Source organism: Streptomyces sp. NBC_00461 (assembly GCF_036013935.1).
Classification (GTDB): domain Bacteria; phylum Actinomycetota; class Actinomycetes; order Streptomycetales; family Streptomycetaceae; genus Streptomyces.
In genome coordinates this window covers 2,594,490-2,606,810 of sequence record NZ_CP107902.1, presented here as the reverse complement: position 1 = coordinate 2,606,810, position 12,321 = coordinate 2,594,490, and the positions used below count along the sequence as shown (strand labels likewise).

The following is a 12,321-nucleotide window of genomic DNA, read 5'->3' as shown; positions in this document are numbered from 1 at the left end:
CGAGGAGCCGGTGATGTCCAGTAGCCGTACCGGCCGTCCGCCGGTGCAGCGGCCGGCCAGACGGCCCGCAGCGCCGCGTCCGCCCCGCGACAACCCCGTACACCGGCTGTACCTCAACGCCAAGCGCGCCTGGGACCGGCCGCTGACCGCGTACTACCTGATCTTCGGCGGCAGTCTGCTGATCACCGTGCTCGGCCTGGTGATGGTCTATTCCGCCTCCCAGATCACCGCGCTGCAGATGTCCCTGCCGGGCTCGTACTTCTTCCGCAAGCAGCTCCTGGCAGCCGTCATCGGCGGTGTCCTGCTGCTGATCGCCTCGCTGATGCCGGTCAAGCTGCACCGGGCGCTCGCCTACCCGATCCTCGCGGGCGCCGTGTTCCTGATGGCGCTGGTACAGGTGCCGGGGATAGGGATGTCGGTCAACGGCAACCAGAACTGGATCGCGCTCGGCGGCTCATTCCAGATCCAGCCCAGCGAGTTCGGCAAGCTGGCGTTGGTGCTGTGGGGCGCGGACCTGATGGCCCGCAAACAGGACAAGAAGCTGCTGAACCAGTGGAAGCACATGCTGGTGCCGCTCGTCCCGGTCGCCTTCATGCTGCTCGGCCTGATCATGCTCGGCGGCGACATGGGTACGGCGATCATCCTCACGGCGATCCTGTTCGGCCTGCTGTGGCTGGCCGGTGCGCCGACCCGGCTGTTCGCGGGCGTGCTGTCGATCGCCGCCGTCCTCGGTGTGATCCTCATCAAGACCAGCCCGAACCGCATGGCCCGGCTCGCCTGCATCGGCGCCACCGAACCCAAGTCCGGAGTCGCCGACTGCTGGCAGGCCGTGCACGGCATCTACGCGCTCGCATCAGGCGGAATCTTCGGATCCGGGCTCGGCGCGAGTGTGGAAAAATGGGGCCAACTCCCGGAAGCGCACACAGACTTCATCTTCGCCGTCACCGGTGAGGAACTGGGCCTGGCGGGGACGCTGTCGGTACTCGCCCTCTTCGCGGCTCTAGGCTATGCGGGTATCCGCGTGGCCGGACGCACGGAGGACCCCTTCGTCAGGTATGCCGCGGGAGGCGTGACCACCTGGATCACCGCGCAGGCGGTGATCAACATCGGTGCGGTGCTCGGCCTGCTGCCGATCGCCGGTGTCCCCCTCCCGCTGTTCTCCTACGGAGGATCCGCCCTGTTGCCGACCATGTTCGCCATCGGGCTGCTGATCGCGTTCGCGCGTGACGAGCCCGCTGCGCGGGCGGCGCTTGCCATGCGGCAACCTCGCTTTGGTAGAAAGCGGGCGAGAGGCGTGCGGGACCGGGGGCCTCGGAGATGGAACACAATGCGACGGCGTGCCTCGGCGGCGCGCTCGTCCGGAGAGCGGTGAATTTCGGTGCATGTCGTACTCGCCGGTGGGGGGACCGCCGGCCACATCGAGCCCGCGCTCGCCCTCGCGGACGCCCTGCGCAGGCAGGACCCGACCGTGGGGATCACGGCCCTGGGCACGGAGCGGGGCCTGGAGACCACGCTCGTTCCGCAGCGGGGCTATGAACTCGCGCTGATCCCTGCCGTGCCGCTGCCGCGCAAGCCCACGCCCGAACTCATCACCGTCCCGGGCCGGCTGCGCGGCACGATCAAGGCGACCGAGCAGATCCTGGAGCGCACGAAGGCGGACGCCGTCGTCGGCTTCGGCGGTTACGTCGCCCTGCCCGGCTACCTCGCCGCCAAGCGCCTCGGTGTGCCGATCGTGATCCACGAGGCCAACGCCCGCCCCGGCCTCGCCAACAAGATCGGCTCGCGCTACGCCGCCAGGGTCGCCGTCTCCACCCCCGACAGCAAGCTGCGTGACGCCCGCTACATCGGCATCCCGCTGCGCCGCGCCATCGCGATGCTCGACCGGGCCGCAGTCCGTCCCGAGGCCCGCGCGGCGTTCGGCCTCGACCCCAACCTGCCCACGCTGCTGGTCTCCGGCGGCTCGCAGGGCGCCCGCCGCCTCAACGAGGTCGTCCAGCAGGTCGCACCCTGGCTGCAGCAGGCCGGCATCCAGATCCTGCACGCGGTCGGCCCGAAGAACGAACTGCCGCATGTACAGCAGATGCCGGGTATGCCCCCGTACATCCCGGTAAGTTATCTGGACCGGATGGACCTCGCGTACGCGGCGGCCGACATGATGCTCTGCCGTGCGGGCGCGATGACCGTCGCCGAACTCTCCGCCGTCGGACTCCCGGCCGCCTACGTTCCGCTGCCCATCGGCAACGGCGAACAGCGGCTGAACGCCCAGCCGGTGGTCAAGGCCGGCGGCGGACTGCTGGTCGACGACGCGGAACTGACGCCCGACTGGGTACGGGGCAACGTCCTGCCCGTGCTCGCCGACCCGCACCGGCTGTACGAGATGTCCCGCGCCGCCGCCGAGTTCGGCCGTCGGGACGCCGACGACCTGCTCGTCGGCATGGTGTACGAGGCGATCGCCGAGCGTCGTGCACGTCAATAGGACTGTATTTCAATGTAGGTGAAGGGCAGGAAGCGTGGCCGGACCGACCACCGCCGAACGCGGTGAACGCCAGCAGGAGTCGTCCGGCCCGCCTCCGGCACGGCGGTTGAGGCTGCCCCGCCCTCGTACGATCATCATCCTGACCGTCGTGCTCGTCCTTCTCGGGGCGGGCACCGTCTGGCTGTTGTACGGCTCGCACTGGACGCGCGTGGAGCGCGTGTCGGTCTCCGGCACCAGCGTTCTGACGCCCGCCGAGGTGCGCGAGGCGGCCGAAGTCCCGGTCGGGGCGCCGTTGATTTCCGTCGACACCGACGCGATCGAGACGCGCCTCAGCCGAAAACTGCCCCGAATTGACACAGTTGACGTGGTCCGTTCCTGGCCCCACGGAATCGGCCTGAAAGTGGTTGAGCGCACTCCGGTTCTGATTGTCCAAAAAGGCGGAAAGTTCGTCGAAGTGGACGATGAGGGTGTCCGTTTCGCCACGGTTTCCCAGGCCCCGAAAGGCGTTCCGGCACTGGAATTGACCGTGTCCTCCCCGGGCTCGTCCGCCGCGAGCCTGCGGCGCTTCGGCGAGGACGGGTTGGTACGGGAGGCGGTGCGCGTCGCCGGTGCCATTCCGGACGCCGTCGCGCACGTCACCCAGGTGGTCAAGGTGCGTTCATACGACGACATCTCACTGGAGTTGGGCGACGGCCGGAGCGTCGCCTGGGGGAGTGGTGAGAAGGGCGCCGCGAAGGCCCATACGCTCACCGCTCTCATGAAAGCAGCTCCCGATGCGCGGTACTTCGACGTTTCGGTTCCCACCGCGCCTGCGTCATCAGGGAGTTGACGCACATCCGCGCAGGCCAGCACCCTGGTTGGTCACTGCTACGGCTGATCACATAGGGTGAAAAGAAAAACGGGAGGTTCGGCGTGTTCGTTGAACGTGCGCCACTTGTCGACTTAGTGTCCTGTTCAGAAGACTCCAGGGAACAGACACACTGGTAACCCTAAACTTCAACGTTAGGGTTCGGGTCGGCGCTATGGACCGTCCCATTCGGCATCAGTCGTCGGATCACGGGCAACCGCGAGAGGGCGACACGTAACTCGAGGCGAGAGGCCTTCGACGTGGCAGCACCGCAGAACTACCTCGCAGTCATCAAAGTCATCGGTGTCGGCGGCGGTGGTGTCAATGCCATCAACCGGATGATCGAGGTCGGTCTCAAGGGCGTCGAGTTCATCGCCATCAACACCGACGCTCAGGCGCTGTTGATGAGCGACGCAGACGTCAAACTCGACGTCGGCCGTGAACTCACCCGCGGACTCGGCGCCGGAGCCAACCCGGCCGTCGGCCGCAAGGCCGCCGAGGATCACCGCGAGGAGATCGAAGAGGTCCTCAAGGGGGCCGACATGGTCTTCGTGACGGCCGGAGAAGGCGGCGGCACCGGCACCGGCGGCGCGCCCGTCGTGGCCAACATCGCACGCAACCTGGGCGCCCTCACCATCGGCGTGGTCACCCGCCCGTTCACCTTCGAGGGCCGGCGTCGCGCCAACCAGGCCGAGGACGGCATCGCCGAACTCCGCGAAGAGGTCGACACCCTCATCGTCATCCCGAACGACCGGCTGCTGTCCATCTCGGACCGCCAGGTCTCGGTGCTGGACGCCTTCAAGTCGGCCGACCAGGTCCTGCTCTCCGGTGTCCAGGGCATCACCGACCTCATCACCACCCCCGGTCTGATCAACCTTGACTTCGCCGACGTCAAGTCCGTGATGTCCGAGGCCGGTTCGGCCCTCATGGGCATCGGTTCGGCCCGCGGGGACGACCGCGCGGTGGCCGCTGCCGAGATGGCGATCTCCTCGCCGCTGCTGGAGGCGTCGATCGACGGCGCCCGCGGTGTGCTGCTCTCCATCTCCGGCGGCAGCGACCTCGGTCTGTTCGAGATCAACGAGGCCGCCCAGCTGGTCAGCGAGGCCGCCCACCCCGAGGCCAACATCATCTTCGGCGCGGTCATCGACGACGCCCTCGGCGACGAGGTGCGGGTCACCGTGATCGCGGCCGGCTTCGACGGCGGCCAGCCGCCCTCCAAGCGGGACAACGTCCTTGGTTCGTCCTCCGCCTCGGCCCGCCGCGACGAGCCCACTCCCGTACGGCAGTCCGAGAGCCGTCCGTCCTTCGGCTCGCTCGGCAGCGTCACGCCGAAGGAGGACCCGGAGCCCGCGCCGGAGCCGGCGAACGACATCCCCGTCGCCCCGCCGGTCCCGCCGTCGCGGTCCTACGACAGCGCAGCCGAGGAACTGGACGTGCCGGACTTCCTGAAGTGATAGGACAGCGCTCCGAAACGAGCACTGTGAGCGGCGCGCACTTCGCCTTCACCGACCGGTGGGGCGGGGTGAGCGCCGTTCCGTACGAGGAGCTCAACCTCGGCGGAGCGGTCGGCGACGACCCCGACGCCGTACGGACCAATCGCGAGCTGGCCGCCAAGTCCCTTGGTCTGGACGCGGCTCGGGTGGTGTGGATGAACCAGGTGCACGGCGCGGAGGTGGCGGTGGTCGACGGGCCGTGGGGCGATCGTCCCGTACCCGAGGTCGACGCCGTCGTCACGACGCGGCGCGGTCTCGCGCTCGCCGTCCTCACCGCCGACTGCACGCCCGTCCTGCTCGCCGACCCTGTCGCCGGGGTCGTCGCCGCGGCCCACGCGGGGCGGCCCGGCATGGTCGCCGGGGTCGTCCCGGCCGCCGTACGGGCCATGACGGAACTCGGCGCCGAACCGGGCCGGATCGTCGCCCGCACCGGCCCCGCCGTCTGCGGCCGGTGCTACGAGGTGCCGGAGGCGATGCGCGCCGACGTGGCCGCCGTCGAGCCGGCCGCGCACTCCGAGACGAGCTGGGGCACGCCCGCGGTCGACGTGACCGCCGGAGTGCACGCGCAGCTCGAGCGGCTCGGGGTGCACGACCGGGAGCAGTCGCCGGTGTGCACGCTGGAGTCGGACGATCACTTCTCGTACCGCCGCGATCGCACCACGGGGCGACTCGCGGGATATGTCTGGTTGGGCTGAGAGGCATGACGGACCGTAAGGACGAACTCGCCCAGAACCTGGCGAAGGTGGAGCGTCGCATCGCCGCCGCGTGCGCGGCCGCCGGCCGCAAGCGCGAGGAGGTGACCCTGATCGTGGTCACCAAGACGTATCCGGCGAGCGACGTGCGGATCCTGGCGGAACTCGGAGTGCGGCATGTGGCCGAGAACCGCGACCAGGACGCTGCCCCCAAGGCAACGGAATGTTCGGATCTGCCCCTGACTTGGCATTTTGTGGGTCAACTGCAGACCAACAAGGTTCGTTCCGTGGTCGGTTATGCCGGCCTGGTGCAGTCCGTCGACCGCGCCCGGCTCGTCACGGCGCTCTCGAAGGAGGCGGTGCGACAGGAGCGCGAACTCGGCTGCCTGATCCAGGTCGCGCTCGACGCGGAGGAGCCTGCGGCGGGAGGGGGCGGACGCGGGGAGCGCGGCGGCGTCGGGCCCCGCGGCGTCGAGGAGTTGGGCGAATCGGTGGCACGGGCGCCGGGGTTGCGACTGGACGGACTGATGACCGTCGCGCCGCTCACCGGCCCTTACGCGGGACGCGAACTGGCTGCATTCGAGCGGCTGATGGATTTGTCGACCGACCTGCGCCGAGCCCATCCGGCTGCGAACATGGTCTCGGCGGGAATGAGTGCGGACCTCGAACAGGCCGTGGCGGCCGGAGCGACACATGTACGCGTCGGTACCGCGGTACTCGGAGTCCGCGCCAGGCTCGGGTAACGTCGCCAGGAAGTCGGACCACAGCAGAAAATATGGTCAATGCCGCCGAAGGCGGGCGTAACGACCTCGTGGATCGCGGGCACTTGGCAGTCGTCAGCCCGATCCACCACAGAGCGGAGGACTCAGAGCATGGCCGGCGCGATGCGCAAGATGGCGGTCTACCTCGGCCTCGTGGAGGACGATGGGTACGACGGCCGGGGATTCGACCCCGATGACGACTTCGAGCCCGAACTGGATCCCGAGCCCGAACGGGACCACCGGCGGCACGAGCCGTCCCACCAGTCGCACGTAGCACATCAGTCCCAAAGGGACGAAGAGGTGCGAATCGTGCAGCCGCCCGTGTCTCGCGAACCGGTAGCCCGTTCCGCTTCGCTAGGCGCGGAATCCGGCCGTCCGGCGCGCATCGCGCCCGTGGCGTCCATCACACAAGAACGCGCAAGCCTGGAGAAGAACGCACCGGTGATCATGCCCAAGGTCGTGTCGGAACGAGAGCCTTACCGGATCACCACGCTTCACCCGCGGACCTACAACGAGGCCCGTACCATCGGGGAACACTTCCGTGAGGGCACCCCGGTGATCATGAATCTGACTGAGATGGATGACACAGATGCGAAGCGACTTGTCGACTTTGCGGCTGGTTTGGTGTTTGGTCTTCACGGCAGCATCGAGCGGGTGACGCAGAAGGTGTTCCTGTTGTCGCCTGCTAACGTCGATGTCACGGCGGAGGACAAGGCCCGCATCGCAGAGGGCGGGTTCTTCAACCAGAGCTGAGACGCACGACCGGAAACAGCGATACAAAGCAGTACCGCAGCACGGAAACAGGGGAGAGGGAAGCACGGGTCATGAGCGTGGTTTTGGATGTCATCTACATCGCGCTGATGTGCTTCCTCATCGTGCTCATCTTCCGGTTGGTCATGGACTACGTCTTCCAGTTCGCCCGCTCGTGGCAACCCGGCAAGGCGATGGTGGTCGTTCTGGAGGCCACCTACACTGTCACTGATCCACCGCTCAAGCTTCTGCGGCGGTTCATTCCGCCGCTGCGTCTCGGGGGCGTGGCGCTCGATCTGTCCTTCTTCGTACTGATGATCATCGTCTACATCCTGATCTCGATCGTGAGCCGGCTGTGATCGATGTGACCTACCGTCTTGCCGAATGCCGACGACTACGTTGAGGTGAAGAGATGCCGTTGACCCCCGAGGACGTGCGGAACAAGCAGTTCACGACCGTCCGCCTCCGAGAAGGCTATGACGAGGACGAGGTCGATGCCTTCCTCGATGAGGTCGAAGCCGAACTGACCCGCCTGCTCCGGGAGAACGAGGACCTGCGCGCCAAACTGGCCGCGGCGACGCGTGCTGCTGCCCAGAACCAGCAGAACATGCGCAAGCCCCCGGAGGGTCCCGGCGGCCCCGGTCCGCAGGACCAGCAGCAAGGTATGCCCCAGCAGGGCGGTATGCCCCAGCAGGGTGGGATGCCCCAGCAGGGAATGCCGCAGCAGGGTATGCGTGGGCCGGGCGGACCCGTACCCGCCGGCATATCGGGCCCGCCGCAGCAGCAGATGGGTGGCCCCATGGGTGGCCCGCCCCAGCTGCCGAGCGGTGCCCCGCAGCTGCCCGCCGGTCCCGGCGGTGGTCAGGGTGGTCCCCAGGGTCCCGGTCCGATGGGCCAGGGTCCGATGGGTCAAGGCCCCATGGGTCAGGGCCCGATGGGTGGCCAGCCCCCCATGCAGCAGCAGATGGGTGGCCCTATGGGCGGCCCCATGGGAGGTCCCATGGGCGGTCCGATGGGCGGCCCCGGTCAGGGCCCTGGTGGCGACAGCGCCGCCCGTGTCCTCTCGCTGGCCCAGCAGACCGCCGACCAGGCGATCGCCGAGGCCCGTTCCGAAGCCAACAAGATCGTCGGCGAGGCCCGCAGCCGCGCCGAGGGCCTCGAGCGTGACGCCCGTGCCAAGGCCGACGCGCTGGAGCGGGACGCGCAGGAGAAGCACCGCGTCGCGATGGGCTCCCTGGAGTCCGCCCGCGCCACGCTGGAGCGCAAGGTCGAGGACCTGCGCGGCTTCGAGCGCGAGTACCGTACGCGCCTGAAGTCGTACCTGGAGTCCCAGCTGCGTCAGCTTGAGACTCAGGCCGACGACTCGCTGGCTCCGCCGCGCACTCCGGCCGCCGCGTCTCTGCCGCCGTCCCCGGCGCCCTCCATGGCACCGGCCGGCGCGAGCGCTCCGTCGTACGGCGGCAACCCGACCATGGGTGGCGCCCCGGCTCCCGCTGCTCCGTCCTACGGCGGCCAGCAGCAGATGTCCCCGGCGATGACCCAGCCGATGGCTCCGGTGCGGCCGCAGGGCCCGTCGCCGATGGGTCAGGCTCCCTCGCCGATGCGCGGGTTCCTTATCGATGAGGACGACAACTGACGGCCGCGGCACGGTGAGTAGTACGCCGTAGACGTCGGCAGCGTTCAAAAGGGCGGGGCCCCGGATTTCGATCCGGGGCCCCGCCCTTTTACGCGCATTGAGAGGGTGGTGTCCGCGTCGGCCTCTGCGGCGCAGGGGCTGTGTCATCAGCGGCTCCGCCGCGAGGAGCTGGTCGCGCCCCCGCGGCGGAGCCGCTGATGACGAGCGACTAGACCTTCCGGAGCCGGAACGTCAGCGACAGGCCCTCGTCGGTGAACGGCTCGCCGTATGTGTCGTCCGCCTCGCCCTGGGCGCTGTGCTCATTCAAGAAGGCCGTCGCCAGGACCTCGTCGGCGATCAGGCCCGCGTGCTCGCTCAGTGCCGCGATGACCGCGGGGTCGGTCGAGGTCCAGCGCAGCGCGATGCGGTCGGCCACGTCGAGGCCGCTGTTCTTGCGGGCCTCCTGGATCAGGCGGATCGCGTCACGGGCGAGGCCCGCCTGGCGCAGTTCCTCGGTGATCTCCAGGTCGAGGGCGACGGTGGCACCCGAGTCGGAGGCCACCGACCAGCCCTCGCGCGGGGTCTCCGTGATGATCACCTCGTCGGGAGCGAGGGTGATCGTCTCGCCGTCGACCTCGACCGAGGCCGTGCCCTCGCGCAGCGCGAGCGAGAGCGCGGCCGCGTCGGCGTTCGCGACGGCCTTGGCCACGTCCTGGACGCGCTTGCCGAAACGCTTGCCGAGGGCGCGGAAGTTGGCCTTCGCGGTCGTGTCGACCAGGCTGCCGCCGACCTCGCTCAGGGACGCGAGCGAGCTGACGTTCAGCTCCTCCGTGATCTGCGCGTGCAGTGCGCGGTCGAGGGTGTCGAAGCCGGTCGCGGCGACGAGTGCACGGGACAGCGGCTGCCGGGTCTTCACACCCGACTCCGCGCGCGTGGCCCGGCCCAGCTCGACGAGCCGGCGCACCAGCACCATCTGCTTCGACAGCTCCGGGTCGATCGAGGCCAGGTCCGTCTGCGGCCAGCCGGCGAGGTGCACGGACTCGGGCGCGCCCGGGGTGACCGGCACGATCAGGTCCTGCCACACCCGCTCGGTGATGAACGGGGTCAGCGGGGCCATCAGCTTGGTGACCGTCTCGACGACCTCGTGCAGGGTGCGCAGTGCCGCCTTGTCGCCCTGCCAGAAGCGGCGACGGGAGCGGCGCACGTACCAGTTGGACAGGTCGTCGACGAACGCCGACAGGAGCTTGCCTGCGCGCTGGGTGTCGTACGCCTCCAGGGACTCGGTCACCTGGTCCGTGAGCGCGTGCAGTTCGGACAGCAGCCAGCGGTCCAGGACCGGGCGGTCGGCCGGGGCCGGATCCGCCTCGCTGGGCGCCCAGTTGGAGGTGCGCGCGTACAGGGCCTGGAAGGCGACCGTGTTCCAGTACGTGAGGAGCGTCTTGCGGACGACCTCCTGGATGGTGCCGTGGCCCACGCGGCGTGCCGCCCACGGGGAGCCGCCCGCCGCCATGAACCAGCGGACCGCGTCCGCTCCGTGCTGGTCCATCAGCGGGATCGGCTGCAGGATGTTGCCCAGGTGCTTGGACATCTTGCGGCCGTCCTCGGCGAGGATGTGGCCGAGGCAGACGACGTTCTCGTAACTGGACTTGTCGAAGACCAGCGTGCCGATCGCCATCAGCGTGTAGAACCAGCCGCGGGTCTGGTCGATGGCCTCGGAGATGAACTGCGCCGGGTAGCGGGCCTCGAAGAGTTCCTTGTTCTTGTACGGGTAGCCCCACTGCGCGAACGGCATCGAACCCGAGTCGTACCAGGCGTCGATGACCTCCGGCACGCGCGTGGCCGTCTTCGCGCACTGGGGGCAGGCGAAGGTGACGTCGTCGATGTACGGGCGGTGCGGGTCGAGTTCGGACTGGTCGGTGCCGGTCAGCTCGGTGAGCTCCGCGCGGGAGCCGACGACGGTGAGGTGGTCGTCCTCGCAGCGCCAGATCGGCAGCGGGGTGCCCCAGTAGCGGTTGCGGGAGAGTGCCCAGTCGATGTTGTTGTTCAGCCAGTCGCCGTAGCGGCCGTGCTTGACCGTGTCCGGGAACCAGTTGGTGTTCTCGTTCTCCTGCAGCAGACGGTCCTTGATGGCCGTGGTGCGGATGTACCAGGACGGCTGCGCGTAGTAGAGGAGCGCGGTGTGGCAGCGCCAGCAGTGCGGGTAGCTGTGCTCGTACGGGATGTGCCTGAAGAGGAGGCCGCGCTGCTGGAGGTCCTCGGTGAGCCGTTCGTCCGCCTTCTTGAAGAAGACGCCGCCGACCAGGGGGACGTCCTCCTCGAAGGTGCCGTCCGGGCGGACGGGGTTCACGACGGGCAGGCCGTAGGCGCGGCAGACCTTGAGGTCGTCCTCACCGAAGGCGGGGGACTGGTGGACCAGGCCCGTACCGTCCTCGGTCGTGACGTATTCGGCGTTGACGACGAAATGCGCCTCGGCCGGGAACTCCACGAGCTCGAACGGACGTTGGTAGGTCCAACGCTCCATTTCCTTGCCCGTGAAGGTCTGGCCCGTGGTCTCCCAACCCTCGCCGAGCGCCTTGCCGACGAGCGGTTCGGCGACGACGAGCTTCTCCTCGCCGTCGGTCACGACGACGTAGGCGACCTCGGGGTGCGCGGCGACGGCCGTGTTGGAGACGAGCGTCCAGGGCGTCGTCGTCCACACCAGGAGCGCGGCTTCGCCGGCGAGCGGACCGGAGGTGAGCGGGAAACGGACGTACACGGACGGATCGACGACCGTCTCGTAGCCCTGCGCCAGCTCGTGGTCGGAGAGGCCCGTGCCGCAGCGCGGGCACCAGGGGGCGACGCGGTGGTCCTGGACCAGCAGGCCCTTGCCGAAGATCTCCTTGAGCGACCACCAGACCGACTCGATGTACTCGGGGTCCATCGTGACGTACGCGTCGTTCAGGTCGACCCAGTAGCCCATGCGGGTCGTGAGCTCTTCGAACGCGTCGGTGTGGCGGAGCACGGACGCACGGCACTTGTCGTTGAAGGCGGCGATGCCGTACGCCTCGATGTCCTGCTTGCCGCTGAAGCCGAGTTCCTTCTCGACCGTCAGCTCCACCGGGAGGCCGTGGCAGTCCCAGCCGGCCTTGCGGGCCACGTGGTAGCCGCGCATGGTGCGGAAGCGGGGGAAGACGTCCTTGAAGACGCGGGCCTCGATGTGGTGGGCGCCCGGCATGCCGTTGGCGGTGGGCGGGCCCTCGTAGAACACCCACTCGGGGCGGCCCTCGGACTGCTCCAGGCTCTTGGCGAAGATCTTCTGCTCGCGCCAGAAGTCGAGCACGGCGTGCTCGAGGGCGGGCAGGTCGACCTGGGCGGGCACCTGGCGGTACGTCGGCGTTGTCATCAGCGAGCTTCCTCCGGCGGACTTGCTGCCTTCCGTCCGGAGGGACGAGAGCTGTGTCACTTCCAGCGCCGGGTTCGGCGCGCTCCCGCGGTACCACCCTCCTTGGCTCCCGGGTGCGTGCTGTGCACCTGTGAGCCCCCTCATTGGGGTCGCGAGGCCGGCTCTACTCGCCCTTGCGGGGCTTTCTTCCGGCGGCTCCGGGGTGATCTTCACGTCGCGCCTGCCCCCGGGCTTCCACCGTCCCCGGGTCGCTCTGGGCTGCGTACGCCGCTACTCGTCCCCATCCACGCTTTTCGCTCCGCCCA

The 12,321-nt window shown here is 68.8% G+C and carries 10 protein-coding genes; 9 read left to right on the top strand and 1 reads right to left on the bottom strand.

Annotated elements, in window-relative coordinates:
* The first annotated feature begins 13 nt into the window (after positions 1-13).
* The 9 genes from ftsW (at position 14) to OG870_RS12395 (ending at position 8,655) form a co-directional block, all read left to right on the top strand.
* On the top strand, positions 14-1,372 hold the full coding sequence (gene ftsW / locus OG870_RS12435) for a putative lipid II flippase FtsW (RefSeq protein ID WP_327690866.1): 1,359 nt from the start codon (positions 14-16) through the stop codon (positions 1,370-1,372).
* Positions 1,373-1,378: 6 nt separating this feature from the next.
* Positions 1,379-2,476, top strand: a complete 1,098-nt coding sequence (gene murG / locus OG870_RS12430; protein ID WP_266512712.1) for an undecaprenyldiphospho-muramoylpentapeptide beta-N-acetylglucosaminyltransferase — start codon at positions 1,379-1,381, stop codon at positions 2,474-2,476.
* A 34-nt stretch (positions 2,477-2,510) separates the two neighbouring features.
* Positions 2,511-3,305 carry a cell division protein FtsQ/DivIB gene (locus tag OG870_RS12425; RefSeq protein WP_266585347.1) on the top strand — a complete coding sequence of 265 codons (795 nt, stop codon included), beginning with the start codon at positions 2,511-2,513 and terminating at the stop codon, positions 3,303-3,305.
* A 278-nt stretch (positions 3,306-3,583) separates the two neighbouring features.
* Positions 3,584-4,777 (top strand): cell division protein FtsZ, encoded by a 1,194-nt coding sequence (gene ftsZ / locus OG870_RS12420; protein ID WP_266512707.1) that lies wholly within the window; start codon positions 3,584-3,586, stop codon positions 4,775-4,777.
* A complete protein-coding gene (gene pgeF / locus OG870_RS12415; protein ID WP_266585349.1) occupies positions 4,774-5,511 on the top strand; it encodes a peptidoglycan editing factor PgeF in 738 nt (245 codons plus the stop codon). Before ftsZ ends, pgeF begins: the two co-directional genes overlap by 4 nt.
* Positions 5,512-5,516: 5 nt before the next feature.
* Positions 5,517-6,251, top strand: coding sequence for a YggS family pyridoxal phosphate-dependent enzyme (locus tag OG870_RS12410; RefSeq protein ID WP_266585351.1), 735 nt, complete (start codon positions 5,517-5,519; stop codon positions 6,249-6,251).
* Positions 6,252-6,380: 129 nt separating this feature from the next.
* On the top strand, positions 6,381-7,022 hold the full coding sequence (locus OG870_RS12405) for a cell division protein SepF (RefSeq protein WP_266512699.1): 642 nt from the start codon (positions 6,381-6,383) through the stop codon (positions 7,020-7,022).
* A 71-nt stretch (positions 7,023-7,093) separates the two neighbouring features.
* Positions 7,094-7,378, top strand: coding sequence for a YggT family protein (locus OG870_RS12400; protein ID WP_016435858.1), 285 nt, complete (start codon positions 7,094-7,096; stop codon positions 7,376-7,378).
* Between the two features lie 53 nt (positions 7,379-7,431).
* Positions 7,432-8,655, top strand: a complete 1,224-nt coding sequence (locus OG870_RS12395) for a DivIVA domain-containing protein (protein WP_266512690.1) — start codon at positions 7,432-7,434, stop codon at positions 8,653-8,655.
* A 208-nt stretch (positions 8,656-8,863) separates the two neighbouring features.
* Here the strand turns inward: OG870_RS12395 and ileS are convergent, their stop codons facing one another.
* Positions 8,864-12,016, bottom strand: coding sequence for an isoleucine--tRNA ligase (gene ileS, locus OG870_RS12390; protein WP_266512688.1), 3,153 nt, complete (start codon positions 12,014-12,016; stop codon positions 8,864-8,866).
* Positions 12,017-12,321 lie beyond the last annotated feature (305 nt).